The sequence below is a fragment of the Rhizobium sp. 25PS6 genome (assembly GCF_032464655.1).
GTDB classification, from domain to species: domain Bacteria; phylum Pseudomonadota; class Alphaproteobacteria; order Rhizobiales; family Rhizobiaceae; genus Rhizobium; species Rhizobium laguerreae.
In genome coordinates this window covers 304,647-331,252 of the sequence record NZ_JAWDIV010000004.1, presented here as the reverse complement: position 1 = coordinate 331,252, position 26,606 = coordinate 304,647, and the positions used below count along the sequence as shown (strand labels likewise).

Below are 26,606 nucleotides of genomic sequence, written 5' to 3'. Positions count from 1 at the left end.
ACGGCTGCGACCGGCGGTTTCAGGGAATACGGTCACACTTGTTACTCCCCCTGTTCGATTTCCGATGCGAAACTATCTCAAACCAATGCGCGATGAACGGGGCTTCCAAGCCCCGCGAAATCACCCCAATGAGGAGATTGAAAGCCATGACTGCTTCAGCCGAGAATGGAAAAAGCGGACAAGCCATGCACAAACCGCCGGTCGTGTCGCCGCAAGCCTGGGAAGCGGCCCGCGCGCAACTGCTCGTGAAGGAGAAGGCTGAGACGCGTGCCCGCGACGCGCTGGCCGCCGAGCGCCGGCGCATGCCGTGGATGGCGGTGGAGAAGGCCTATGCGTTTGAGGGCCCTCAGGGCAAGGTCAGCCTGCTCGACCTGTTCGAGGGCAGACACCAGCTCATCCTCTACCGCGCCTTCTATGAGCCCGGCGTGTTCGGCTGGCCCGAACATGCCTGCCGCGGCTGCTCGATGGTGGCCGATCAGGTTGCCCATGTCGCCCATCTCAACGCCCGCGACACGACGCTGGTCTTCGCCTCCCGCGCCCCGCAGGCCGACATTGCACGGCTGAAGGCGCGGATGGGCTGGACGATGCCGTGGGTGACGATCACCGACAGTTTTGACAAGGACTTCGGCGTCGACGAGTGGCACGGCACCAATGTCTTCTACCGCGACGGCGAGCGCATCTTCCGCACCTATTTCATCAACAACCGCGGCGACGAGCAGATGGGCGGCACCTGGAACTACCTCGACATCACGCCGCTCGGCCGCCAGGAAGTCTGGGAGGATTCGCCCGAGGGCTATCCGCAGACCCCGACCTACAAGTGGTGGAACTGGCACGACAGCTACGTGCCGGACGCCGAGCCCGACAAGAAATGGGTCGAGGTCTCCGACGCCGGCGAGGCGGCGTTCAGGGCCGAGAGCGCAAACGAGAAACCGTAGGTTCGGTCCGGCCGTATCCTCCGTCCCGCCGGGGCAGGAGGGTACGGCGGTCCGTCTGAAAGTCTGGCGAACTGGCGGTCGTCGACAATCGGGTCAATGATTGACGGCTGGGCGACGCGGCAGTGTCCCAGAACGCGCTTGCGCCGTAGCTTCGCCTCCCTGCACCTTCTGCGCGCAGAATTTCAGCGACATATCTCCTTACTGTCACGGAACCATGCTAGATTTCGCCCGATTTCCAGGGGAGGCGGGCATGGATACGGATTTTCGTGTGACCGGCAGGAATGCGGCTGCGCCTTTTGCGCTGACCATCCATCGCGGTGACGGCATGGTGCTGCTCGGCATGGATTGGAAGAATGGCCGGCCGCCGATCGATTTCGTCGGTTTCGCCATCCAGTATCGCGAGCCGGGTGCTGACTTCTTCAAGAACGTGCGCAACCGTATCGGCTTTCCCGGCCAGCCGGTTCCAGACGACGGCATCCGCACGACAGAGGCGCCGATCCAGAAATTCCGCTGGGTGCATTTTCCCTTCAATGCCGATCTGCCCGGCAAGTTTCTCTATCGAGTCACGCCGAAGTTCATGGATGCAGCCGGCGCGCTGACGGCGGGCGAGGCGCAGGAGGCGGAGCTGGCGCTGATGCGCGAGACCATTCCCGGCAAGCTCAACGTCGCCTTCACCCGCGGCTTCGTCTCGTCGCAGGCCTTCGTGCGCAATTTTGCCGCCGACGGACCCATCATCACGCTGGTGCCACCGGATGGCGACCAGGGGCTGGACTTCGTGCCGACCCATGCCGATGCCGAGCGGGCGCTCGCCTGGATGGGCTTCGAGGCGCGGGCCGAAACGCTCGATCTGCTCGACAAAGCGCGCGAGGCCGGCGCCGAGGTGCGCGCCATCGCCTATGACCTCAATCTGCCCGAGGTGGTCACCCGGCTGGAAGCGCTGGGGCCGAAGCTCAAGATCATCATCGACGACAGCGCCCGCACCAAGGGCCACGGCCGCCCGAATTCGCCGGAGACGAGGGCGGCGGAGCGGCTGATCGCCTCGGCGGGTGTTGCCAACGTCAAGCGCCAGCACATGGCCAACCTGCAGCATCAGAAGTCGATCGCGGTCCGCGGCGGCGGCATTTCGACCGTGCTTTACGGCTCGACCAATCTCAGCTGGCGCGGGCTCTATGTGCAGTCGAACAACAGCCTTGCCGTCCACAGCGACAAGGCGATCGAGGATTATTTCACCGCCTTCGAGAGTTATTTCACCGCCAAACGCGCCGAAGACTTCCGCGACTCGCCAAGTTCCGCCGGCTGGATCGATCTCGGCCTTGACGGCGTCGACGCCAAGGTCGCTTTCTCGCCACACAGCGATGCCAATGGCCGGCTCGACGAGATCGGCGCCGATATCGATACCGCCCATTCCAGCGTGCTGTTCTCGCTGGCTTTCCTCGGTCAGATGACCAGGGGAGCGATCGGTCCGGCGCTCGGCCGCGCGCTCGAACGCCCCCATGTGCATGTCATGGGTATCGCCGATGCCGAGGTGCGCGCCGGCAATCTCGGCCTCAACGTGCTGACGCCGGACAATCGCCGCAGGGTGGTGCGGGCGGCCGCGTTGACGGGCAACGTGCCGCCGCCCTTCCTGACGGAACCCTCAGGCCTGTCAGGCGTCGACGGCAACCAGCGCGGCACGCGCATGCACCATAAATTCGTCGTGCTCGACTTCGACAAACCGACGGCGCGCGTCTATCTCGGCTCCTACAATTTCTCGAACCCCGCCGATGACGAGAACGGCGAAAACCTCGTCGTCGTGCGCGACCGGACGGTTGCGACCAGCTACATGATCGAGGCGCTCCGGATGTACGACCACTACATCTTCCGCGTCGCCTCCGAAGCGAGCGACGGCCCGTCCGCTGGAGCTCAAACGCCCGCCTCAGCCCGGCGGCACGCCCTGGTTCGAACGCGACTGGACCGACCCCATCCGCGCCCGGGACCGGGAGTTGTTTGCCCGGGCGGAGTAATGTCGCTGGTCACGACCGCTGCGGCACAGGCCGGAGCGACCTCGCTATTGGCTGGTTCCTCCACAAGGATCGGTAGCGGGAAAACGCGGCGCTGCCCGTCGATCGCCAACATATTCTTCTCAAAGTGGAAACATTCCTGGGACGGTTGGCGTTGTAGCCGCTACCGGCAGTGCGCCTGACAGGCCGTCTATGAGGAGGCTTATCCATGAAGGTGATGATCGTTGAAGATGAGAATTTTATCGCTCTGGAACTTGAACGCATTGCGCAAGAGGCTGGACACCAGACCATCGGGCCGGTTTCGACGGTGGAGCAGGCACTCGCCCACGCTCAAAGAAGCGATGTTGCGCTCGTCGATCTCAGTCTCTCCGATGGGCTGAGCGGCGCCCAGCTGGCGCGCCGGCTGATCGACCGCCATGGCGTTGACGTCATCTTCGTGACCGGCAGTCCCGAAAATGTTGGCCACGGTATCGAAGGCGCGCTCGATGTGATCTCCAAGCCCTTCACCGACGAGAGGATCGCCGGCGCGCTCTCGCGGGCGGAGGCCCGACGCAACGACTTCAACAGCAGCAAAGCTGCGTTGTGAACAGCAGCAGCGCTGCGTGTTATAAGAAGGAAATCGACGTCGTCAGGCCGCTGCTGCCTGCCCGAGGAGAAGTCCGGATGAAACACGCGCTCATTGCCGTTCTCTTCGCTCTCTCGGCCTGCGCCAGCGCAGGGGATCCGCAGCCTCTTCCCGGCAGCCTCACCTATGGTGGAAAGGTTCTCCGTTCGCCCTATCGTCCGGGAACGGTGGTCAAGAATACCTTTCTTGGCGATTTCGGTTACCGTGTGTTCGAGACCTATGTCGTCCAGCCGGACGGGACGCTGAAGCTTACCTCACAGAGCACGGGGCCGGACTTCCTCTGGCAGTGAGGACTTCGGTTCCTCAGCGCCCAAGCGAAGGGGTGAGCAGCCGGCCGGCGAGAGGCGGACGGCGCGTGCGTTTTTGCTTTCGTCCTTCGCAATTGAATGTTGCGCTGCAGTAAAGATCGTCTATACCGCAGGCATTCACCACGGACCCGGTGAGATCCCGGGTGGCTCTTCTGGCCGCCGATCCGCCAGACAACGCAAAACCTGCATGCCATCACGCGACCACTCGACAGAGTGGTCCGGCCATGCTTTGCGAGAATCCATTATATGCTGCTTTCCTCCATCCGTCGTGATTGGTCCGCCAATCCCATGCGCGAAATGCTTGCCGGAGCGGTAGCGACCTTCGCTCTCATCCCGGAGGTGATCGCCTTTTCATTCGTGGCGGGGGTCGATCCCGAGGTCGGTCTGTTCGCCTCTTTCGTTATCGGCATCGTCATTGCGTTCACCGGCGGACGCGCGGCGATGATTTCGGCCGCCGCCGGATCGGTGGCGCTGGTCGCGGCACCGCTGGTGCATGCTCACGGCTTGCCCTATCTCTTTGCGGCCGGGCTGTTGGCGGGACTGCTGCAGATCACTTTCGGCCTGCTGCGGCTTGGCGTGCTGATGCGTTTCGTGTCGAAATCCGTCCGCACCGGCTTCGTCAATGCACTCGCCATCCTGATCTTTGCCGCGCAGATGCCACACATCATCGGCGCCGGCTGGATGGAATATGCCGTGCTGACCGCAGGGCTCGCGATCATCTATCTCACGCCGCGGATCACCACCGCAATCCCGTCGCCGCTGATCTGCATCCTGATCCTGACCGTCGCCTCGATTGCGCTTGGGCTTCCGGTTCTCACCGTCGCCGATCTCGGCAAGCTGCCGGATTCGCTGCCGGTGTTCGGCTGGCCGGCCGTGCCGCTGACGCTGGAAACGCTTCGGATCATTGCAGCACCTGCACTTGCCATTGCCATGGTCGGGCTGCTGGAATCGATGATGACGGCGAGCGTCGTCGACGATCTCACCGATACGCCGAGTTCGAAGAACCGCGAATGCACCGGTCTCGGCCTTGCCAACGCGGCCGCCAGCCTGTTCGGCGGCATCGCCGGCTGCGGCATGATCGGCCAGACGGTGAGCAATGTGAAATATGGCGGGCGCGGCCGGCTCTCGACGCTGTTTGCCGGCGCGTTTCTGCTGATCCTGATGGTGCTCCTGAAGCCGTGGGTCTCCGAGGTTCCAGTCGCCGCGCTGGTGGCGATCATGGTCATGGTGTCGATCGACACGTTCGACTGGTCGTCGCTGAGAGCGGTTATCGTCCATCCCCGGATGTCGAGCGCCGTCATGGTGGCAACCGTCCTCGTCACCGTCTTCACCGCCAACCTGGCGCTCGGGGTAACGGTCGGCGTGCTGCTCAGCGGCGTGTTCTTTACCTTCAAGGTCGCCCGCCTGCTGCGCGTCGACGTGGCGCCCGACCAAGCCGCCGGGCGGCTGATCTATCGCGTGTCCGGCCAGGTGTTCTTTGCCTCCGCGGACGTCTTCGTCGAAGCCTTCGACGTTCAGGACGCGGTCGGCAAGTCCGTGCTGATCGACGTGTCCGAAGCGCATTTCTGGGACATCACCGCCGTTGCCGCACTCGACAAGGTCGTGCATCGGTTCGGAGCGCACGGCATTGGCGTGGAGGTCGCGGGCCTCAACCAGGCCAGCGCGACCTTGATCGGAAGCCTTGACAGCAAGGTGGTGCTGAAAGAGGTGTGAGGGGCGGGAGAGCTACCGCGAGACGATCGCGAAATCCTCGCTGCCGCCGGTTCCCGTGGCGTTCAGCCGTCTGATGGCCAGTTAACCAAAGGCGGCACAGCTATACCGAATGAGCGAAGGGCTTCAACTGGAGTGCTCGACAAGACCGGATGAGTCGCAGCGAGGTCACCGAGTGGTGACATTCTGTGGAGGTGGCCGGTCGAGTCCGCTTCCCGATGTCGTCGAGCGAGGCATCGTGCTCAGGCACGCGCCGTCGGCGCCACTGCCTGTAGCGCCGCCTCGACATTGGCGGGCAGCCGGAAGCGGCGGCGATATTCGCCGGGCGTCAGGCCTGCCAGCTTGCGGAATAGGCGGCGGAACGAGGCGAGGTCGGAATAGCCGACTTCGAGCGCGATCTCCTCGATCGGTCCATCCTCCATCTCGAGCATCTGCTTGGCTTCCTCGACCCGGAGCCACTGGACATATTCGAGCGGCGAATAACCCGTCGCCTTCCTGAAGCGGCGGTCGAAGGACCGCTTCGGCAGCCCGGAAAGCCTGAGCAGCTCGGCGACGATATCCGCCGACTGGTAGTGCAGGGGGGCATATTCCTGGCATTTCTTCACCACGGCGTCGCCGTGATCGGCATTGGCGATCATCGAGGCGTAGGGCAGCTGGCCATCGCGATGCCATTGATAGAGGAAGATCTTCGATATGCGGATGGCTTCCGCCGTTCCGGCATGCCGGGCGATGAGAAAGAGCGTCAGGTCCTGCCAGGAGGATGCGCCGCCGGCGCAGACGATAGAATGACCAGCGCCGGCCTGGACCAGGATGCGCTCTTCCTTAAGCTCCACATTCGGAAACTGGCTGCGAAACAGCGGCGCATACATCCAGTGCGTCGTTGCCGACTGCCCTTCCAGCAGCCCCGCCTCGGCCAGCACGATCGAGCCGCCGCAGGCGGCCAGCAGGCGCGCGCCGCGCTGGTGCATCTCGACAATCCAGTTCAGCAGCCGCCGGTCGAGTGCCCTGATGGTTTCTGGCGTGTCGACAAGCACGTTCGGAACGAGGACGTAGTCAGTCTCTTCGATGTCATCGATCGTTTCCTGCGGCATGATCGTCACGCCTGTTATCAGCCTCAGCGGGCCGGGCTCGGCGGCGACCAGGCGCGGCGCGAACATCACCTCGCTCGTCGGCTCGTTCGAGCTGCTCTTCCAGTTGGCGCCTGCGATCCACAGCGTGTCGAAGATGCCGTACATGATCGAGGGGTCGCACTCCGGAAATGCGACGATGCTAACCCGCAAGGGGCGCTTCACATTGGCGGAATGTGGCTCTATCGGCTTCATAGCGGCCATCCTGCCTCTGCTGCCAACCATTAGCAACACGTAAAAGGCGCTTCGAAACGGGTGGCATGTCGCTGCCTGATGGAGAGGGTATCGCATCAATGGAACTGAATATCGAGAAGTTGCAGACGCTGCTCGGCGTCATGGTCAATGAGCTCGGGGCGGCGCAGAACTCCGCCCTTGTCATCATCGGCGAGGAGTTGGGTCTTTATCGCAAGATGGCGGAGAGGGGAGCGATCTCATCGATCGAACTTGCCGAAGCGACCGACACAAAAGAGCGCTACGTGAGGGAATGGCTCGCCGCCCAGGCAGCGTCGGGATTTGTCGACTATGACGCAGCGACCGGCAGGTTTACGCTTTCGCCTGAACAGGCGGCGGTCTTTGCCGTCGAGGACAGCCCGGTCAACATGATCGGCGGCTTTGTCGCCCTCGACGCCATCTATGCCGATCGCGCCAAGCTCACCCATGCCTTCCGCCATGGCGGCGGCGTGTCGTGGACGGATAGGTGCAACTGCATGTTCTGCGGCACCGATCGCTTCTTCCGGCCGGGCTACAAGGCCAATCTCGTCGAGAGCTGGCTTCCGTCGCTGGAAGGTGTCGTCGAGAAGCTGGAGCGCGGCGCGCAGGTCGCCGATATAGGCTGTGGCTTCGGCTCGTCGACCCTGCTGATGGCCAGGGCGTTTCCGAAGTCGCAGTTTACAGGCCTCGACTTCCACGCCCATTCGATCGAGCATGCGAGCCGCCACGCAAAGGGCATGAGCAATGTCCGGTTCGAAACCGCCCGGGCGCAGGATTTCGAAGGGGCGGGCTTCGACCTCGTCACCATCTTCGACGCGTTGCACGACATGGGAGATCCGGTCGGCGCCGTCAGACATATCGCCAGGGCCTTGAAGCCGGAAGGCACGCTGATGCTGGTCGAGCCGATGGCGGGCGACAGCCTGGCCGAAAACCTCAACCCCGTCGGCCGCGTCTTCTATGCCGCCTCGGCCAACACCTGCGTCCCGGCCTCGCTCGGCCAGGAAGTGGGTGCCGCCCTCGGCGCGCAGGCCGGCCAGGCAAAGCTGACTGAGGTGCTCAAGGCGGGTGGCTTTTCGAAGGTGCGGCGTGCAACGGAGACCCCGTTCAACATGGTGCTGGAGGCTCGGCTCTGACGTCAGCGGGGGGCAATTCGAGACGCGGGTGGCCGATGGCCACCCGCCGCCGACTGCACGCTCTCGTCTGTGCGGTCGGACGGATGACGATGTAGACTAAGCCTGGCACGGCTGTTCCGCTTGCGACCGTCGCCGTGACACCTTATTGTTTGGCGGCAGACCAGCGTTCTTGAGGGGAGGCTTCGATGCCGTCGAGTTTCAATGTCGAAAGTGCGGATGGTTACGAACGGCTGATGGGGCGGTGGAGCAGGAAGCTCGCGCCGATGCTGATCGATTTCGTCGGTCTTGCAGACGGCGATCGCGTGCTCGATGTCGGCTGCGGCACCGGTAGTCTGGCGTTCACGCTGGCGGAAACGCCGGGCCTGCAGGAGATCGCAGCCGTCGACTATTCGCCGGTCTTCGTCGAGGCGGCAACGCGGCGCAACACCGATCCGCGCGTATCGATCCGGCAGGCCGATGCCTGCGCGCTTCCCTTCGAGGATAACCGCTTCGACAGGGCGATGTCGCTGCTCGTGCTGCATTTCGTGCCGGAAGCGGGAAAGGCGGTATCCGAGATGCGCCGTGTGGTGCGCCCGGGCGGCACAGTCGCAGCAGCCGTCTGGGATCATTATGGCGGCATGTCCGGCATGCGGATGATGTGGGATACGGTGGTGATGCTTGATGAGGGCGCGCTGCCCCTGCGCCGCAAATATTGTTTCCAGCCGATGATGCGGCCGGGGGAAATGAAGGAGAGCTTCATCGCGCAGGGCTTTGCCGATGTCGAGGAAACCTCGCTGCTGATCCGGATGGAATACCTCTCCTTCGCGGACTACTGGGAGCCGATCGCCGCCGGCGAGGGACCGCTCGGCAAATATGTCGCGGGGCTAGATCCGGCGAAGCGAAAAGCGGTCGATGCCGCCGTCAGGGCCGCTTACGAGGCCGGCGAGTCGGATGGGCCGCGGTCGTTCGCATCGGTGGCATGGGCGTGCCGGGGCAGGGTGCCGGGCGGTGGATAGCGGTGTGTGATGCCGCCTACGGTTGATAGACAGCGAGTTTGCGCCACGCCCAAGAGAGCCTCATCCTGCGGCGCCCGAAGGGGCCTCGAAGGGCGGGGCGGCGCGCCGGCGTCAAATGGACGCGAGGAGCGGCGTTGCGACGTGTCCTTCGAGGCTTCGCCCCGTGGGCTACGCGCCTCAGGATGAGGGGCGTTGAAGGATGCCGCGCCAAGATTATGGCGCCGGGGAAAGTGCCATTCCTTCAATGGTGGCGCTGAGGGGCGTGCGGATCACGGCAATTGTGATGGAACACGGGCACCATTGCTGACGTTGTTGCCCGCTGACTCCGACTGCAAACGCTGCCGCAACAGCATCACTCGCCCGTTTCGGGCACCCCTTCCGACGGCATCCGGAATTGCCCGCCTCGCCGCCGCTTTCGGACGGAGGAATATCAGATGTCCGCTTTGGAAAGCCTGCGCCGGCTGACGCCGCAGCAGCGCAACACTGTCATCGCCAGCTATCTCGGCTGGACGCTCGACGCTTTCGATTTCTTCATTCTCGTCTTCGTTCTCAAATATATCGCCGAGGAATTCCATACCGACGTTCCCGCCGTCTCGGTGGCGATCTTCCTGACGCTTGCCATGCGGGCGCTCGGCGCGCTGGTCTTCGGGCTTGCCGCCGACCGCTACGGGCGGCGCATCACGCTGATGGCCGATGTGCTGCTCTATTCGATATTCGAATTTCTGACCGGCTTTTCCACCGGGCTCACCATGTTCCTTGTGCTCAGGGCGCTCTACGGCATCGCCATGGGCGGCGAATGGGGCGTCGGCGCCTCGCTGGTCATGGAGACGGTGCCGGAGCAGAGCCGCGGCATCGTTTCCGGCATCCTGCAGGCCGGCTATCCCTCGGGCTATCTGATCGCCTCGATCGTGTTCTTCCTGCTTTTTCCCGTCATCGGCTGGCGCGGCATGTTCTTTGTCGGCGCCGTGCCGGCTCTGCTGGTGCTCTACATCAGGCGCAACGTCGAGGAAAGTCCGGCCTTCCTGAAGCGGCAGGCCGAGGGGCGCCGGCCGTTCCTGACGGTCTTGCGCGAAAACATTCCGTTGTTCATCTGGGCGGTCCTCCTGATGACGGCGTTCAACTTCTTCAGCCATGGCACGCAGGATATCTACCCGACCTTCCTCGAGACCCAGCGCAACTATTCGAGCTATACGGTCGGCGCCATCGCCGTCGTCTACAATATCGGGGCGATCTGCGGCGGGCTGTTCTTCGGCGCACTGTCGCAGCGGATCGGCCGGAAGAAGGCAATCGTCATCGCCGCGCTGATCGCCGTGCCCGTCGCGCCGCTCTGGGCCTATGCGCCCGGGCCGGTGCTGCTCGCCATCGGCGCCTTCCTGATGCAGTTCTTCGTCCAGGGCGCCTGGGGCATCGTGCCGGTGCATCTGAACGAGCTGTCGCCGGACGAGGTGCGCGGCACATTCCCCGGCTTTGCCTATCAGCTCGGCAACCTGCTCGCCTCGGGCAATGCGACGCTGCAGGCCGGGTTTGCCGCTCGCTGGGACGGCGACTATGCCTATGCGCTCCTGATCGTCGCGGCAGTCGTAGCTCTCATCGTCGCGGCCCTTGCCGGCTTCGGCTACGAGAAAAAGGATGTCCGCTTCGGCTCGGAGGAGGCCGAGGAACCGCATGGCGCGATGCGAATCTAGCGCTGCCTGCGGCTATGAAGGCCGGCGGCTGACGTCGCCGGCCTTTCCTTGCGTCCTGCCGCGCCATCTGGCCTTGAATGCTAAATTCCGGTGCAATTTCTGTACCCCGCCGGTTTCTTTTTTTTAAGGTCGTTGTCTTAAGTGTTTAGTCCCGGGACTAAACACTTGGCCTATTCCTCGCGTGGGTCATGTCTTGCGTCTCGCAGCGAGGAGCGTATGGGTTCGACGGATAATTTCGCCTTCCTCTTGCCAGCAATCATGCTGATTTTCGGCTGCACCTTTTTGGTGGTCAGGCGGCAGGGTTTGCGCGACGCCGGTTATTGGGCGGCGGCCTATTTCCTCGGCGTGGCGGCCTTCTCGATGCCGCTGCTTTCAGACCTCGTTTCGGATTCCATCCTGTCGCCGATCGCCGACGCGCTGTTCGTTTCAGCCTTCTACTTCTATAGCGGCGCGCTGCTCTTCCGCTTCGGGCGGCCGGGTTTCGTGCGGGGACGGCTGGTCTTCTGCGGTCTCTCCGTCGCGGTGACCAGCTATGCGGCCCTTGTCGCGGGGAACCTGCCGGCCGAGCTCGTCATCAACGATCTCTCCTGTTCCGTGCTGCTCGCCTTCGCAGTTGCCCTGAGCATCAGGCACGCCCGTCATCTTGCCGACAGGCTACTGCTTGTCATCGCCGGGCTGATCGTGCTCGATACGGTCGGGCGCAATATCATGCTGGTCTTCGTGATGCCCTCCTATGGCGGCACGGCCGAAGGGTTCCTCTCGTCGAATTATGATTTCATGATGCAGGCGACCGCGTCGATCCTGTCGCTGCTCTTCGGGCTTTCGGCGCTCGGCGCGGTCGCGCTCGACCTCATCGCGCGTTATCGCGACGCCGCCGATCACGATCCGCTGACGGGCCTTCTCAACAGGCGCGGCTTCGACCGGGTGGTTGCCGATCGGGCGACCGGAGCGAAGGCTGCGACCGGCGCCGTCATCATCTGCGACATCGACGATTTCAAGCGGGTGAACGACAGGTTCGGCCATGCTTGCGGCGACCTGGTCATCCGCTGCCTTGCCGAGCAGCTTTCGGCGCGGCTGCCCAAGGGTGCTTTTGCGGCGCGCTTCGGCGGCGAGGAGTTCGTCGCCTTCCTGCCTGACGTGGGGATCGCGCAGGCGGCGGCCATCGCCAACGCCATTCGGCTGGACTTTGCAGCCACCGACCGCAGCGCGCTCGGCGCCGACCAGGCGATCACGGCAAGCTTCGGCGTTGCGGAGCACCGCCAGGGCGACCGGTCCTTGCACGAACAGATCGGCCGCGCCGATATCGCGCTCTATGCGGCAAAGGGGGCCGGCCGCAACAGGGTGATGCTGGAAGGCGAACCGCCGCGCGACCTGCCTGGTATCCGCATCGCCTCGGCGGTGTGAGGCTATCGCGACCGATCTCGGGCGTCGCAGGGCTTGCCGCCGAATGGCGGCGTGCTAGGTAAGGGCTGCCGGTATCTCCCTGCCGGATCGGTTCCTCCCTTCACAGCCCGAGTTACCCCATGTCCTTTTCCCCTGCGGCCGTCTGGCCTGTCGTCATGCTGTTTGCCTCCAACATCTTCATGACCTTTGCCTGGTATGGGCATCTCAAGCACAAGAGCAGCGCGATTTTCCTCGCCATCATCGTCAGCTGGGGCATCGCCTTCTTCGAATATTGCTTGGCGGTGCCGGCGAACCGCATCGGGTCGGCGGTCTATACGACGGCGCAGCTGAAGACGATGCAGGAGGTGATCACGCTGATCGTCTTTGCCGGCTTTTCGATCTTCTGGCTCGGCGAGAACCTGACCTGGAACCATGCGATCGGTTTCGCCCTGATTGCAATTGGTGCATCTTTCATCTTCCGTGCATAAACTTTAGCCTTTTCAATAGATTACAAATCGTCCATGTCTAGATATCGTCACATTTCCTACAGATTGGCGTCGCAATCGGCTGGCAGCCTGTCACCTCAAGCATTTCCGTTTTTTTCGAGTCACTAAATGCTCTGACTTTTTGTTTGCGCAATTCCGGACGCAAAACCGCGACGCACTTTTGCTGGGATTGCTTAGCAGTGATCAGGAGGTGACCGGCCATGAGCCTCTCTTTCCCGACGATGGCGGCGATCCGCTTCGGTTATGGCTTGCGGCCGGGCGAGGCGCCGCCGCAGAGCAAGGATGAGCTGATCGCCAAAATCGCCGAGGGCGTGGCGGAAACGCCGGATTTTCCCCTCGGCGGGCCCGACATGCGCCACCAGGCAATTCTCAGCCTGCAGGCGCAGTTGAAGCAGATCCGGCAGGACGCCAAGACGGTGACCGACGATACAACGCAGCGCGAGATACGCAAAGCGGTCCAGCGCCAGGCGCAGCAGCAGTTTCAACATGATGCGAACCTGCGGCTGATGCAGGCGGTGCTATCGCCGTACGGCTTCTACGAGAGGCTTTCGACCTTCTGGACCGATCACTTCTCCACCAGCGCCAACAAGAGCCTGCCGATGCGTCTCATCGTGCCGCTCTACGAGGCCGAGGCGATCCGGCCGTTCATATCAGGCAGGTTCGGCGATCTCTTGCGCAATGCCACCGCCCATCCGGCCATGCTGATCTATCTCGACCAGGCGGATTCGCTCGGGCCGGATTCGGCCGGCGGCATGAAGCGCAACAAGGGGCTGAACGAAAATCTCGGCCGCGAGCTGCTGGAGCTGCACACGCTCGGCGCCGGCAGCGGCTATAGCCAGGCGGATGTGACCGCGGCAGCCATGGTGCTGACGGGGCTCACCATCGACCGCAAGGAGATGGACATCGCCTTCCGGCCGAATATTTCGGAGCCCGGCGCACATGAGGTGCTCGGCGTCAGCTATGGCGGGCGCCGGCGTTCGCGCGACGATTATCTCGACATGCTCGACGATCTCGCCGTCCACCCAAAGACAGCGGCGCATATCAGCCGCAAGCTCGCGGTGCATTTCATCGCCGACCAGCCTGACGAGGGCATGGTGTCCGATATGGCCGAGGCCTGGAAGAAGACGGATGGCGATCTGACTGCCGTCTACACAGCCATGCTCGATCATCCCGCCGCCTGGCGCGACGAGGGCGCCAAGGCGCGCCAGCCCTTCGACTATGTCGTCGCCGGACTGAGGGCGTTGAATGCGGGACCGGTCAACGGCGTCGTCGGCAGTTTCCTGGCGGCGAACCAGCAGGGTACGGACGAGGGCGACATGGCGGCGAACACGCCTGGCATGGCAGGATCGCCAATGCCGACGGATCCCGCCGGCGAGGCGAGGGAGAAGCGCCTCAAAGCCTTCCGGACAGCGCGGGCGCTGGGGCAGGGGGCACTCAGGCGCATGGGGCAACCGACCTGGCTGCCGCCGAGCCCGGCCGGTTTCGAGGAAGGCTTCTCCGCCTGGATCACCGGCAGCCAGCTCGCCGAGCGGCTGGCCTGGGCAAGGCGGGCCGCAGCGCAGTTCGGCCGGGACGAGGATCCGCGCGAATTCCTGAAATCGACGCTTGCCGATGCCGCCCGCGACGAGACGATCCGCGTGGTGTCGCAGGCGCCGAACAAGGTCAGCGGGCTGACGCTGGTGCTGGCATCGCCCGAATTCAATCGCCGATAGGAGCCTCTGTCATGAACCAGATCTCGCTTTCCCGCCGCGGCTTCCTGACGTCGGCCTGCTGTCTCGCCGCCGCCCCCATCTTTACGCCTGTCACTTTCGCGGCGATGCCGGGGGACAACCGTTTCGTCACCATCGTGCTGCGCGGCGCGATGGACGGGCTGGATCTGGTGCAGCCCTATGGCGATGCCGGCTTTGCGGCGCTCAGGCCGACATTGGCGCTGACGCCCGATACCGGGCTTGTCGATCTCGACGGGCATTTCGGCCTCAATCCGGCGGCCGCCGAGATGCTGCCGCTCTGGAAGAGCCGCGAGCTCGCCTTCGTGAATGCGGTGTCGACGCCTTATCGCGACCAGCGCAGCCATTTCGACGGGCAGGACATGCTGGAATCCGGCGGCGAATATGTCGCCGAGGAAAAGACCGGATGGCTGAACCGGGCGCTCGCCGTCATTCCGCGCTCGGATGCGCGCAAGGCAATCGACATCAACACCTCGACGGAGCTGATCCTCTCCGGACCGAACAATGTCGACGTCTGGGCGTCGGATTCCAATCTGGCGCCGGCGCGCGACGAGATGCAGTTCCTGGCGCGGCTCTATGCCGGCGATCCGCCGTTCGCAGAGGCGATGGCCGAGGCGACACGGGCCAACAGCGCCTCGATGATGGTCGAGCCGGAGGGTCAGCGCGGCGCAAAGATCGCCGATGTGGCGGCGCTCGCGGCCAACATGCTGAAGGGCGATTATCGCATCGCCAGCTTCTCGATATCAGGCTGGGACACGCATATCGGCCAGGCCGGCCAGTTCAAGCGGCCAGTGCAGGACCTCGCCCAGGCGATCAATACGCTGAAGGCGACACTCGGGCCCGAGATCTGGTCGAAGACCGTGGTGCTTGCCATGACCGAATTCGGCCGCACCGTGCGTCAGAACGGTTCAGCCGGCACCGACCACGGCACCGGCGGCTGCGCGCTGCTATCAGGCGGCGCCATCAACGGCGGCCGCATCCTCGGCCGTTGGCCGGGCATCGGCGACGGCCAGCTGCTCGACGACCGCGACCTGATGCCGACCGCCGACGTGCGCGAGCTTGCCGCGGCGATGCTCTACCGGCAGTTCGATGTGTCTGCGGATGATTTGACGGGGAAGATCTTCCCGGGGCTGGGGTTCGACAAGGGATCGCAGTTTTTGAGGGGGTGAGCGAATGCACGAAGCGTAAGCGAAGGGCAAGAATAAGGTCGTCTCTTGGCTAGCCAGGGAGCTTGCCGCTACCCGGCCCTTCGCCTGGCTCAGGGCGTTCGACGTTGCAATCGATTCACTGGATCGATTGCTCCCGCTTCGCGGAACCGCGTCTCACCCCAACACATCATAAAGCCGGAAGATGAAGCTGATCTGGTAGATCAGGTTGGCGATGATGAAGGCTGTGTGGAAGCGGCGGTTGGGGGTCCAGGCAGCGATGGCGCAGAGGAGGATGTAGATGATGTTGCGAGCTGGGTATTCCCAGCCGAGCGAGAGGATGCGCTCATGGCCCTTGATCGCCGTGTCGAGAATATCGACGGCGTAGGTGAGGCCGAGGATGCCGAAGAACCATTTGCGCCGCGAGATGAAATATTCCTCGTAGCCGCCATATTCGTCGAGCGAGGCCGGAAAGAGTAGGGCGCAGAGCAGGAAGAACAGGCTGCAGAAGCAGATGAGGAAGAGATAGATGCCGAAGCCGATCGCCGGCACCGCCTGCAGGCGATATTCCCACCACCAGATATGGATGATGAACAGGAACATCGACAGCGCCCAGCCGAGATGGATGGGATAGACCTTGGCCTTGGCGGGATGCTGGACGATGCCGGCAAGGCCGGTGAGCACTCTCGCAAGTGAAAGGCTGATGACCATGCCCATCACCACCTTGATGTGAAGGAAGACCTCCGGCGAGCTGACCGTTTCCATGCTGTCGATCCTTAGGCTGTCACTCCTCGGGGACCTGCTTCGTTTTGCCCTCTTCGTCGAGCGCCACCATGATGAAGGTGCCAGCTGTGACCTTTTCCATCTTGGCGTAACGTGCGCGGTGCGCCCACGCTTCGACGCAGAGCGTGATCGAGGTGCGGCCGACACGGTCGATATCGGTATAGACGGAAAGCGTATCACCGATCTTGACCGGCAGCTCGAAGGCCATCTCCTTGACGGCGGCGGTGACGACGCGGCCCTTGGCGCGCTCTGCCGCGCGGATGCCGGAGGCAAGGTCCATCTGCGCCATAACCCAGCCGCCGAAGATATCGCCGGCCGGGTTGGCGTCTCCGGGCATGGCAAGCGTCCTCAGCGTCAATTCGCCTCTCGGCTTGGCGGCATCGGTCATCAAGTCTTCTCCATCTGGTGCGGGCCATGGGCCGGCGATTCACTGGAGAGCACCCTAGTGCAAAGGCCGAGGGCTGTAAAAGACGGCAAGACCAAGCGCTAGAGACGGCCGATGAGAAAAATGTTGCTGCCGTTGCCGGTTGAAATCTCATTTGATTTCAAATGGTTGAATTTTACAGCTTTCATCTGACCTTACGTTATTTAATTGTCTTCTAATTAAGCTTTACGCTCCAGTAATTCCGGCAATTCAGAATGCGATCGATCTCAAACATAAGAATCGCCGGGAACCTCATGCGCAACGTCAAGATTTCCACCCGACTTTACTGCCTCGTCGCATTCACGCTTGCCGTGCTCGCGGCGACGATGGTCTTCTTTCTGAACTATTCCTATTCCGAGCTGGAAGCGGAGCGGAAGGCGGGGCTGGCGCAGTTGGATGCGACGGCGCTCGGCATCTTCGACAAATATTACAAGATGGAGCAGGCGGGCACGATGACCCGCGAGCAGGCGCAGGCGGCGGCCAAGGATGTGATCGGCGCTATGCGCTACGGCGCCGACGGTTACTTCTGGATCAACGACATGCATCCCAAAATGGTGATGCACCCGATCAAGCCGGCGCTTGATGGCACCGATATCTCGCAGATGAAGGATCCGAACGGCAAGTTCCTGTTCATCGAGTTCGTCAACAAGGTGAAGAAGGACGGCAAGGGTTTCGTCGATTATTACTGGCCGAAGCCGGGTGCCGATGAGCCGGTGCTGAAATATTCCTATGTCGCCGGCTTCGAGCCCTGGGGCTGGATCGTCGGCACCGGTGTCTATGCGGATGACCTTGCCGCGCTCTATCGCCAGAACGCGATGTGGGCCGCACTGCTCTGCCTGCTTGGCGCCGCCGCCACGATTGCCATTGCCTATGCCATCGTGCGCAGCGTGACAGCGCCGATCGTCCGGCTGAAGGCGGCGATGAACGCGATTGCGGCCGAAGAAGCATCGGTGGAGATCGCCGGCAGCGACCGTCGCGACGAGATCGGCCAGATGGCCAAGGCGCTGCTGGTGCTGCGCGATTCCGTCGACGAGCGCAGCGCGCTGCGCGGGCGGGAAGACGAAAGACAGCAGCAGATCGAGGAAGAGCGCCGCGGCAACGAGGCAAGCCTGCGTTCCGCCTCCGAACGGCAGAACCGCGCGATGCAGGCGCTTGGCGTCGGCCTGGAGAAGCTTGCGGGCGGTGACTTGACGGTTGCGATCGGCGATATCGGAGAGGATTACGCCAAGCTGAGGGGCGATTTCAACGCCGCCGTCGACGCGCTGAACGGCGTCATCCATGCGATCGCCGAATCGAGCCGCGTCGTCAACGACAGCGCTTCCGACATCAGCGAGGCGACCGGCAATCTGTCGAAGCGGACGGAGCAGCAGGCAGCCGCACTCGAAGAAACGGCGGCAGCGCTCGACGAGATCACCGCGACGGTCAAGACGGCATCCGAACGGGCGAACGAGGCACGCGAGATGGTGGCCGAGACCAAGGCGAGTGCCGGAAAATCCGGCGAGATCGTCCGCAACGCGGTGACAGCGATGGGCCGGATTGAGGATTCGTCCAACCGCATCGGCCAGATCATCTCGGTCATCGACGAAATCGCCTTCCAGACGAACCTTCTGGCGCTGAATGCCGGCGTCGAGGCTGCGCGGGCGGGCGAGGCGGGCCGCGGCTTTGCGGTCGTCGCCCAGGAAGTGCGCGAACTTGCCCAGCGTTCCGCCAATGCGGCCAAGGAGATCAAGGAACTGATCAGCCGGTCCGCAACGGAGGTCCAGGGCGGGGTGGCGCTGGTGCGTTCGACGGGCGAGGCGCTGCTGGAAATCGAGGCACTGGTCAACCAGGTCAACGATCACGTCGCCTCGATCGCGACGGCGGCGCGCGAGCAGTCGACAGGGTTAAACGAGATCAACGGTTCCGTCAATCACATGGACCAGATGACCCAGCAGAATGCCGCGATGGTCGAGGAGACGACGGCGGCAAGCCGCACGCTCGCCGACGAGAGCACTCAGCTGAAGACGCTGCTTTCGAATTTCCGCCTGCGCGGGGAGCCGCCGCCGGTGACCCGATACACACGGGCAGCGTGAAGAAACGTAGAAATGAAAGGCCGGGAAACCGGCCTTTTTCCTTTCCGTCGCGTTCAGATTGTGCCGGTAAGTTTTCATTCACCGTTTTTAATTAAAATTGGAGTGAGTTTTTTCGGTCACTGCCCAGCCAGCCTGCGGAAGCGATAAGAGTATGGCGTTTGTTTCCTTTCCTCGGCGATCCCTTTTGCCCATGCTGCTCTCAGTGGCGCTGACGACCTGTTCGATCAGTGACGGGCTGGTGCCGCCGGCCAATGTCGACAACGGCACCAGGGTCAGTTCGATCTCGCCGTCGCGGGGGGCAGCGCGCATGGCGCCTGCCGTGCGCATGGCGCCGGTGGAGAGCCAGGCCTCCTATCCGGTTTCCAGCGCGCCCGTCGGCAATGGCCAGGGCTCCGTCGATTATCTCGATACGCCAAACCTTGCCGGCACCGGCCATGCCTCCCAAGCCGCGCCACAGGCGCGGCGGGGCAAGCTGCCGATGATCGACAGCGACGAGGCACTGGCGGCAGGCCAAACGAGCGGCAACTGGGGCGGCACGCAGGCGCTTGCGATCCCGTCCGGCGGCGTCAACATGGATGACGATCTCGGGGCGGAGCCGGTCGTCGGGCTGGCGCAGGAACAACAGCAGCAGATCGCCGAGGGCAACGCCACCGAGCCGGTTGTCGACGGCATCGGTACCGATAATCCAACGCAGCTCAACCAGCCCATGCGCCAGCCCGCGCAGCAGCCAATGCCGCAGCCGGCGGCCGAGGCACAGATGAGCCGGGCGCCCGCCTGGAACGACGGCAGCCCTGTGGTGGCGCCGACCCGTATTCCCGAAGAGGACGAGAGCGAAGAGGTCGCGATGCTGCGGCCGAACAATCCGATGATGAGCGAACCGGCAGCACCCGTCGATCCCAGCGTCATGCCGTCCTCCGAGCTTGCCTGCCGGCGTGAGCTGAAGCGCATGGGCGTCCTCTTCGACGACAAGCCGCCGATCTCGAACGGGCCGGCCTGCCAGGTGCCTTATCCGGTGTCGCTGAAGGGGCTTTCCGGCAATATCGGCGTGCGCCCGGCCGTGACGCTGAACTGCCAGGTGACGCTCGCTTTCGCCAAATGGGTGAAGAACGAGCTGGCACCGTCCGCTCGCTACCGTTACTGGTCCGGCATCAAGACGATCCAGCCGCTCGGCGGATATTCCTGCCGACGCATGAACAATAGCCGGCAGAAATACAATCCGATGTCGGAACACGCCCGTGGCAACGCCATCGACGTCGGCAAGTTCGTGCTGAAGAACGGCCATGAGATCGACGTGCGCAAGAAGGGCCTGTTCTCGCTGCGCGAGGGGCGGCTTTTGAAGGCGGTGCGCAGCGACAGCTGCCGCTATTTCAACACCGTGCTCGGCCCCGGCAGCAACCCGGAGCATTGGAACCACTTCCACTTCGATCTTCGCTCCCGCAAGAGCGGCAAGGCCTATTGCGATTAGGCCGGGAGCTGTAGCCGACGCAATCAAGCCCGAACGTCAAAAAAGGGTTCATCCGCGCGGCCGGGCGCGCTATAGATCGGCGCAGCGGATATGCGCCTAAGAGTTTGATCCATGAGCTATGATTTCCATGTCGGCCAGAAGGTCGTCTGCATCAACGACACCTTCAAGCATGTCAGCATCGACCAGCTGATCCGCAAGGGCGAGATCTATACGATCCGCTGGGTGGGTGAATATACCCATTATATCGACGGCACCTTCATCGGGGTGAAGCTCGTGGAGATCAACCGCGGCAATGATGACGGGCCGGAAGGTTACGGAGCGGCCGACATGCCCTATCGCGCCACGCGTTTCCGGCCACTGGTGAAGGACAAGATCTCGTCACTGCGCAAGCTGTTGGCGCCGACGCCCGATGCACCGGTCGAACCGAAGGAAAAAATCAGGAAGAAAGAGAAGGTCTGAACACCCCGAGACACCGATCAGGCCGTCTTTCTGCTCAGGAACAGCGCAGTCTCTTTGCGGACCTCAAGCACGCCGCTGCGTTGGCTGAACGCATCGGCAATGGCTTGACGGAAGCTGATGAGTTGAGTTTCGCCGGCGCCATCGCCGGGCGGATAGGAGGTGAGCGCCAGGAAGACATCCTCGGGCTCGGTGATCCGCAGGCTTGCCGGATGCTGCGACATGGTCACGTTTCCAAACTGCGACCGCATCGATCGTTCGGCAGCGTCATATCCGAAGGCTTCGGCAGCGGGATCGGAAGGGGCACTGCCGAATACGGTCGTCAGCGCGTAGATCTCCCGCATATTGCCGGCACCGTTGGTTGTGACCGCAAGTAAGCCGCCCGGCCTCAGCACTCTCGACATATCCGCGATACCCGCGGCTGGGTCTGGCAGGTGATAGAGCATATGCATCGCGACCACCGCATCGAAGGCGCCATCTTCGAAGGGGAGCGCGGCGGCGTCGGCCTGGCAGCCCCGGACGGAGCCGAATGGCAGTGCGCCGCAACGCGCCACTGCCTCGTCGACCATGCCGGGTGAAAGGTCGGCAAGCGTCAGGTCGAGGTCCGCCGGCAGCAGGCCTGCCGTTGCCGCCCAGAACCATGCCGGTCCGCAGCCGACGTCGAGGACACGATCGCCCGGTTTCAGGGACAATTGCGCTGCAACCCATGGAAACCAGGCCGTCTCGGCGATGGTGTATTGGCGATGCAGTCGAGCCCGGGCAGCGAGCTTCCGGCTGTCGCCATACTGCCCGGCATTGTCTGCTGTTATCGAGGACATATCATCTCTCTGGGTTTCTTCGCAGGATGCGCCCCGCCTCTAATTTGTCGGCAGAGCCTATAGATGGCCCCATTCCCGGACAAGACGTGACCTTGCGCAGCGGGCCTGCTTGTTCGCATAGCTGCCGCTGAGGGGTGCCCGGATATGGCGTGTTTCCGCCTATAGAAACAAATCGCATCCGATTAAATCGGAATGGTGTTGACATCGGTTTTGGCCGGACGTATTAAAGCGCAGCCGATTTAATCGGATGCGAATAAAACTTAAACCGAAAGGATATCACCATGACCGAGAAGCTTCTCTTTACCGGCAAAACCCACATCTCCGGCGGCCGCGACGGCTCTGCGCGCAGCAGCGACGGCACGATCGACATCAAACTGCCGCAGCCGCATCCGGCCGCCGAAAACCTGTTCGGCATCGCCTGGTCGGCCTGCTACATCGGCGCCATCGAACTTGCCGCTGCCCAGAGAAAGATCACGCTGCCTGATGGTCCCGAGGTCGATGCGGAAATTACTCTCAACGCCGACAACGGCTCCTTCTTCCTGAGGGCGCGGCTCAATGTCAGCCTGTCCGGCATTGATCGCGACATCGCGCAGGAACTGATCGAGGCAGCCCATGGCATCTGCCCTTATTCCAAGGCGACACACGGCAATATCGACGTCGAGACCAAGCTTGTCTGAGCGGGCGAGGGCAGACCTCATCGCCGGAGGATTTGATGCGGAGGGCCTGCCGGTCGGCCGGCAGACCTCTTTCTGAGGTAGCAGGCACGGGAAACCTTGCCGATCTGGAGAGCAAGCGATGATCAATAGCCACGGCCAGTCGCACCAGGCCTTTGACGAGTTTTCACATGTGCTCGACCCTGATGTCTATGAGCCGTTGCCCGATGACTGGCTGGTCGGCATCACTGATGTCGTCAACTCGACCACGGCGATCCGGTCGGGGCGCTATGAAGACGTCAACTATGCCGGCGCATCTGTTATCGCCGCCCTCGGCAATGCCTGGGGATCGTTCGATTTCCCCTTCGTGTTTCGCGGAGACGGGGCAGCATTCGCCTTGCCGCCGCAGGGCATCATGGCGGCGACATCGGCATTGCGGCAGGTCGCAGGCTTTGCAAGAGCCGATCTCGATCTAACCCTTCGTATCGGGCTGCTGACCGTACGCGAAATCCGCACCAGTGGGCGCGACGTCAGAATTGCCCGTTATGCCGCCTCCGAGAACGCGACCTATGCGATGTTTACAGGGGGCGGGCTCAAATGGGCGGAGCAGCAGATCAAGAACGGCCGGTATCTGGTCAAGCCGGGCCGCTACGCGACGAAGCCCGACCTGACCGGTCTCAGCTGTGACTGGACCCCGTTCCCAAGCCAGCGGGGCGAGATACTGTCGCTGCTGGTCGAGCCTCGCGATCATCTCAGTCCCGAGGTCTTTGCCGCCATGGCAAAACGCGTTCTTGCGGTTTTCGATGCCGCGCCGCGCCAATCTCATCCGCTTCCCGGTGGCATTCCCACCGATGGAGACAGCGGGAAGCAGGTCGATGCGAAAGGCTGGTCGGAGGTCGCCGCCAATTCGGATTTCCGCAAGTTCGATGATGGTTTGCGTTTGACGCTGGACTGTACGCGCGAACAGATCGACAAGGTCGAAGCGATCCTCGTTCCGGCGAGGGCGCGCGGTGAGATCAACTTCGGACTGCACCGCCAGTCGCATGCGCTGATGACCTGTCTTGTGCCATCGGACAGGCCGGATTCGCACCTGCATTTCCTCGATGGAATGGGCGGCGGCTATGCCAGCGCCGCCGAGAAGATGGAGGAAGGCGCGCTTGGCGATGTCGTCCGGCATCATGCGCCGTCGCTCAGGACCCAGCCGGCGCGGGATCATCGCCGCCAAGAGATCTAAGCGGGCTTCCCCGTTTCCCGGCTGACAAGGTTTGCGAGCATTTCGCCGAGCTGAGGCGGCGCCAGCTCGGCTTCACCTTCTATCGCGGCGAGGCTAAACCATCTAAGCTCGGTGTGTTCGTCATCGACCAGCTGCGGATAGCCATGCCACTGATCGATGCGATAGACATGGAAGGTGGCGGATGCCTCAGGCAGGCCCTCCGATGCGAACTTTCCCGCAAACTGCCAGCGCTGCGGCATCACGCCTATTTCTTCCATCAATTCCCGGCGCAATGCCGTCTCGGCGTCTTCGCCGTCTTCGATATGGCCGCCCGGCAGGCTCCAGCGATCCCGGTGCACCTTGCGCCTGGAACTGCGTCTGGCCAGGAGAACGGTCCCATTCTGAATCAAGGCGCCCATCGCGATCTCGGGCATCTCGTCTTCTCCGTTATGTCATGATGCCGGGATCACGATTTTTCCGGCTCGGGTTGCGTCGATCGCAGGAGGTTGTCGCGCAGCCGCGTCACCGATTTTTGCACGACGGGAAAGTCGTCGCCGAGCCCGGTGGCGGCAATCATGGGAGCGACGGGATCGCCGTCAAGAAGAGTGCGCCCTGCCGGCGTCAGGCTCACCCGCACCTGCCGCTCGTCTGCGGGATCGCGACGACGCGTGATGTAGCCAACCGATTCCAGCTTCTTGAGGATGGGCGTCAGCGTATTGGATTCGAGAAACATCTTTTCTCCCAACGCCCCGACCGTCTGATCGTCCTCTTCGGAAAGGGCGACGATGACGATATATTGGGTGTAGGTCAGGCCAAGCTGATCCAGGATCGGCTTATAGGCGCGGCCGAAGGCAAGATTGGCCGAATAGACCGCGAAGCAGAGGAAATTGGAAAGCTTGCGGCCGCCCTTGCCCGCCTGCGGAGAGGTGGGCATATTCGGCCCCTTAGCTGCTTTAGATGTCGGCATCGGTCCATCCTGTCCAAGCTTTCTGACAATAAGATCTATATAAATCGCATCCGATTAAATCGCAATAGTGTCGAAGTCGGTTTTCGATCCCGCCGTTTGTGGTGACTCGACAAAGATCAGCGGAAACTCCTGGGAGGCTTCCCATACTTCTTGCGAAAAGCGGTCGCGAAATGGGCGGAGTCGGAGAACCCGATTTCAAAGGCGATCGCCGTCATGGGCAGTGTGCTGTTTTCGACCAGAAACCGGCCATAGCGCAATCTCGTTTCAACGATAAAACGCTTCGGAGTCATGCCGATATTGTCCTGGAACAGACGCGCGAACTGACGTGGTGACAGGCCGACCAGAGAGGCCACCTGTTCCGGTGAGACATCGCGGCCTTTCCGACTCTCGATGAGAACGACGGCTCGCTGAATACGCGAATCTTCCGTGCGGCGAAATGTTGTGGCGCGGCCGTGATCGAAGGCGCTCATGTGCTTCTGCTCCGTGAGCGAAAGCTGGTGCACGGCTTTGGCCGCCCGATCCGGCCCGCAATGCGTGCGGATGAGCTCCGTCATCAGCGACAGGATCGATACGCCGCCAGGCACGGTAATGCGGCCGTTTTCGATCAGGAAGTCATCGCGCGTGGAGAAGGCAAGACGCGGGAAGGCAATGCGGAAATCCTCCGCGTGAAAGGGATGGACGCACGCCTTGCGCCCGGCAAGCAGGCCCTCCTGCGCCAAGACGAAGGCGCCCGTGCAAACGCCAATGACCGGGACACCCGCCGATGCCGCCACCCTGAGATAGTCGCGATGCTTGCTGGGTGCGGCGCGCAGATGTGGCAGGAGGCCACCGATAACCACGACGTAGTCGAAGTCGGTCGGGTTAATGTAGGGCGCATCGGCGTGAACCCGGATGCCGCAGCTGGCGACCGCCGCATGGCCCGGAGCCCCCATGATCGACCAGCGACAATGCAATGGACGGGAATTGTCGGCAAAGTCCGCCGCATGCCTGAGAGGCTCGACGATACCCGTCAGCGACATCATCGGGAATGTCGGCCAGAGGAGAATGCCGACGGAGAGATCGGCCTTTCGGTCGCGTGCGACCAGAAGCCGCTCGGCCCAAAGATCATCGAGCCAGCGCACATAGTCCGGCTCGTTGGCAGATATTTCGGACGGTTCCTCGGATGTGATCATGGTGTGTGGCGATGATAGAGTCATCATGTCCTTTTTTCAAAGAAAATGTCCGATTTATAAAATTCAGTAGCAGCCTTCAGTGTCAAGTTTCCTCTCGTCGAACGCGACATCCGGGGACAGAAACCACCGGACCGGGGAACCAACAAATCAAGGATCAGAACAATGGCACTTTCTCTTTCGAGAAGGATGGTGACGTGCGCTCTGCTGGCAGGCAGCTTCATGTCCCTTTCATCTATCGCCAATGCTTTCGAACTTGCCGAGCAGGGCAAGCTTACGGTTGCCTTCACCGGCGACATGCCCGGCTCCGGCTGGCAGGACGGGAAGCTGGTAGGCTATGACGGTGAAATCATGCAGCGCATTGCCGACAAGCTCGGCCTCAAGATTCAGCCTGCGCTCATGGAATGGTCGGGTACGATCGCCTCCGTTCAGTCAGGCCGCGTCGACGTCATGCTCGGCACCATGGGCTGGACCGAAAAGCGCACGAAGATCATGACGCTGTCCGAGCCGATCCACTACTTCAAGAACGGCATCATGCAATCGACGAAGACGAGCTGGGACAAGCTTTCTGATCTGGAAGGCAAGAAGATCGGCACGATCACCGGCTTTTCGTTCGTCCCGGAATTGAAGAGCGTCAAGGATCTCCAACTCTCGCTCTACGACACGTCCGACGCGGCCGTGCGCGATCTTATCGCCGGGCGCATCGACGCTGTCATCGGCGATCCGCCGGTGATCTCCTACGCCATCAAGCAGAACCCCGATTGGAATATGCACTTCCTCGCCTTCACCGATAACAGTCCGGATTTTCCGCTGCTGACCGGTCTCGGCCAGGTCGTCTATGGCCTCAACCAGAAGAACGACGATCTGCGCCAGAAGATGGACGCCATCATCGCCGACATGTGGAAGACTTGCGAGATGAAGGAAATCGGCGCCCGCTACGGATTGTCCTCGGATGTCTGGTTCAAGCCTGTGGGTCAAAATTTCCGCGCCGGCGTCGATCGCCCCGCAGATTACAAGCTGCCGTCCTGCGCAGCTGGCGGCTGAACGAGCGTGCGGACGGAAGCTGCAATCGGCGGCTTTTCGTCCACCCTCTAATC

24 protein-coding genes, 1 pseudogene and 1 other annotated feature are annotated in these 26,606 nt (G+C 62.6%); of the genes and pseudogenes, 18 read left to right on the top strand and 7 right to left on the bottom strand.

The features are described 5' to 3' along the window. Positions 1-146: 146 nt before the first annotated feature. The 5 genes and pseudogenes from RWK44_RS08275 to RWK44_RS08255 all read left to right on the top strand — a co-directional run bounded on the left by RWK44_RS08275 (position 147) and on the right by RWK44_RS08255 (position 5,581). Positions 147-935 carry a DUF899 domain-containing protein gene (locus RWK44_RS08275; RefSeq protein ID WP_020050463.1) on the top strand — a complete coding sequence of 263 codons (789 nt, stop codon included), beginning with the start codon at positions 147-149 and terminating at the stop codon, positions 933-935. A gap of 250 nt (positions 936-1,185) precedes the next feature. Further along, positions 1,186-2,938, top strand: a pseudogene (locus RWK44_RS08270) (phospholipase D-like domain-containing protein). Positions 2,939-3,143: 205 nt separating this feature from the next. Continuing rightward, entirely contained in the window at positions 3,144-3,521 is a 378-nt protein-coding gene (locus RWK44_RS08265) for a response regulator (RefSeq protein ID WP_131663618.1), read from the top strand. A 77-nt stretch (positions 3,522-3,598) separates the two neighbouring features. Further along, positions 3,599-3,850 carry a hypothetical protein gene (locus RWK44_RS08260; protein ID WP_131663617.1) on the top strand — a complete coding sequence of 84 codons (252 nt, stop codon included), beginning with the start codon at positions 3,599-3,601 and terminating at the stop codon, positions 3,848-3,850. A 139-nt stretch (positions 3,851-3,989) separates the two neighbouring features. Then, positions 3,990-4,045, top strand: a sequence feature (sul1 is cis-regulatory element that is thought to sense ions involved in sulfur or methionine metabolism; They are found in Alphaproteobacteria). Between the two features lie 69 nt (positions 4,046-4,114). Further along, positions 4,115-5,581, top strand: a complete 1,467-nt coding sequence (locus RWK44_RS08255) for a SulP family inorganic anion transporter (protein ID WP_131663616.1) — start codon at positions 4,115-4,117, stop codon at positions 5,579-5,581. 239 nt (positions 5,582-5,820) lie between these two features. Here RWK44_RS08255 and RWK44_RS08250 read toward each other — a convergent pair whose 3' ends face one another. Further along, positions 5,821-6,900, bottom strand: a complete 1,080-nt coding sequence (locus RWK44_RS08250) for a GlxA family transcriptional regulator (RefSeq protein ID WP_077978512.1) — start codon at positions 6,898-6,900, stop codon at positions 5,821-5,823. Positions 6,901-6,998: 98 nt separating this feature from the next. On the opposite strand from RWK44_RS08250, the gene RWK44_RS08245 reads away from it, so the two are divergent. The 7 genes from RWK44_RS08245 to RWK44_RS08215 all read left to right on the top strand — a co-directional run bounded on the left by RWK44_RS08245 (position 6,999) and on the right by RWK44_RS08215 (position 15,513). Then, the gene (locus tag RWK44_RS08245) at positions 6,999-8,048 is read left to right on the top strand and encodes a class I SAM-dependent methyltransferase (protein ID WP_132609898.1); all 1,050 of its coding nucleotides are present in this window, start codon (positions 6,999-7,001) and stop codon (positions 8,046-8,048) included. Between the two features lie 185 nt (positions 8,049-8,233). Continuing rightward, positions 8,234-9,043, top strand: a complete 810-nt coding sequence (locus RWK44_RS08240) for a class I SAM-dependent methyltransferase (protein ID WP_131642564.1) — start codon at positions 8,234-8,236, stop codon at positions 9,041-9,043. A gap of 434 nt (positions 9,044-9,477) precedes the next feature. Next, positions 9,478-10,728, top strand: a complete 1,251-nt coding sequence (locus RWK44_RS08235; protein WP_131663613.1) for an MFS transporter — start codon at positions 9,478-9,480, stop codon at positions 10,726-10,728. A gap of 216 nt (positions 10,729-10,944) precedes the next feature. Continuing rightward, entirely contained in the window at positions 10,945-12,132 is a 1,188-nt protein-coding gene (locus RWK44_RS08230; RefSeq protein WP_131663612.1) for a GGDEF domain-containing protein, read from the top strand. Positions 12,133-12,251: 119 nt separating this feature from the next. Beyond that, on the top strand, positions 12,252-12,599 hold the full coding sequence (locus RWK44_RS08225; RefSeq protein ID WP_017960930.1) for a DMT family protein: 348 nt from the start codon (positions 12,252-12,254) through the stop codon (positions 12,597-12,599). 218 nt (positions 12,600-12,817) lie between these two features. Beyond that, entirely contained in the window at positions 12,818-14,329 is a 1,512-nt protein-coding gene (locus tag RWK44_RS08220) for a DUF1800 domain-containing protein (protein ID WP_316028651.1), read from the top strand. Between the two features lie 11 nt (positions 14,330-14,340). Next, the gene (locus tag RWK44_RS08215) at positions 14,341-15,513 is read left to right on the top strand and encodes a DUF1501 domain-containing protein (RefSeq protein WP_316028650.1); all 1,173 of its coding nucleotides are present in this window, start codon (positions 14,341-14,343) and stop codon (positions 15,511-15,513) included. A gap of 153 nt (positions 15,514-15,666) precedes the next feature. On the opposite strand, the gene RWK44_RS08210 is transcribed toward RWK44_RS08215, so the two are convergent. Then, positions 15,667-16,254, bottom strand: coding sequence for a hypothetical protein (locus tag RWK44_RS08210; RefSeq protein ID WP_011652453.1), 588 nt, complete (start codon positions 16,252-16,254; stop codon positions 15,667-15,669). Positions 16,255-16,273: 19 nt separating this feature from the next. Continuing rightward, entirely contained in the window at positions 16,274-16,660 is a 387-nt protein-coding gene (locus tag RWK44_RS08205) for an acyl-CoA thioesterase (protein WP_131663609.1), read from the bottom strand. 290 nt (positions 16,661-16,950) lie between these two features. Between RWK44_RS08205 and RWK44_RS08200 the strand changes: the two genes are divergently transcribed. The 3 genes from RWK44_RS08200 to RWK44_RS08190 all read left to right on the top strand — a co-directional run bounded on the left by RWK44_RS08200 (position 16,951) and on the right by RWK44_RS08190 (position 20,692). Further along, a complete protein-coding gene (locus RWK44_RS08200) occupies positions 16,951-18,768 on the top strand; it encodes a methyl-accepting chemotaxis protein (RefSeq protein ID WP_316028649.1) in 1,818 nt (605 codons plus the stop codon). Positions 18,769-18,919: 151 nt separating this feature from the next. Continuing rightward, positions 18,920-20,233 (top strand): extensin-like domain-containing protein, encoded by a 1,314-nt coding sequence (locus RWK44_RS08195; RefSeq protein ID WP_316028648.1) that lies wholly within the window; start codon positions 18,920-18,922, stop codon positions 20,231-20,233. Positions 20,234-20,344: 111 nt separating this feature from the next. After that, positions 20,345-20,692: a CAP-Gly domain protein gene (locus RWK44_RS08190; protein ID WP_316028647.1), complete on the top strand. Its 348-nt coding sequence runs from the start codon at positions 20,345-20,347 to the stop codon at positions 20,690-20,692. Positions 20,693-20,709: 17 nt separating this feature from the next. On the opposite strand, the gene RWK44_RS08185 is transcribed toward RWK44_RS08190, so the two are convergent. Then, positions 20,710-21,507 (bottom strand): class I SAM-dependent methyltransferase, encoded by a 798-nt coding sequence (locus tag RWK44_RS08185; protein ID WP_131663606.1) that lies wholly within the window; start codon positions 21,505-21,507, stop codon positions 20,710-20,712. Positions 21,508-21,788: 281 nt separating this feature from the next. Between RWK44_RS08185 and RWK44_RS08180 the strand changes: the two genes are divergently transcribed. Beyond that, a complete protein-coding gene (locus tag RWK44_RS08180; protein WP_025394996.1) occupies positions 21,789-22,184 on the top strand; it encodes an Ohr family peroxiredoxin in 396 nt (131 codons plus the stop codon). A 118-nt stretch (positions 22,185-22,302) separates the two neighbouring features. Further along, complete coding sequence (locus RWK44_RS08175) at positions 22,303-23,394, top strand: DUF3095 family protein (protein ID WP_131642556.1); 1,092 nt, start codon at positions 22,303-22,305, stop codon at positions 23,392-23,394. Here RWK44_RS08175 and RWK44_RS08170 read toward each other — a convergent pair. The 3 genes from RWK44_RS08170 to RWK44_RS08160 form a co-directional block, all read right to left on the bottom strand. Continuing rightward, positions 23,391-23,807: an NUDIX hydrolase gene (locus RWK44_RS08170; RefSeq protein ID WP_025394994.1), complete on the bottom strand. Its 417-nt coding sequence runs from the start codon at positions 23,805-23,807 to the stop codon at positions 23,391-23,393. The genes RWK44_RS08175 and RWK44_RS08170 overlap by 4 nt on opposite strands. 32 nt (positions 23,808-23,839) lie before the next feature. Next, the gene (locus tag RWK44_RS08165; protein WP_131663603.1) at positions 23,840-24,340 is read right to left on the bottom strand and encodes a MarR family winged helix-turn-helix transcriptional regulator; all 501 of its coding nucleotides are present in this window, start codon (positions 24,338-24,340) and stop codon (positions 23,840-23,842) included. A gap of 116 nt (positions 24,341-24,456) precedes the next feature. Further along, positions 24,457-25,512 carry a GlxA family transcriptional regulator gene (locus RWK44_RS08160; RefSeq protein ID WP_131663778.1) on the bottom strand — a complete coding sequence of 352 codons (1,056 nt, stop codon included), beginning with the start codon at positions 25,510-25,512 and terminating at the stop codon, positions 24,457-24,459. 162 nt (positions 25,513-25,674) lie between these two features. On the opposite strand from RWK44_RS08160, the gene RWK44_RS08155 reads away from it, so the two are divergent. Further along, a complete protein-coding gene (locus RWK44_RS08155; protein WP_168284361.1) occupies positions 25,675-26,553 on the top strand; it encodes an ABC transporter substrate-binding protein in 879 nt (292 codons plus the stop codon). Positions 26,554-26,606: the final 53 nt, after the last annotated feature.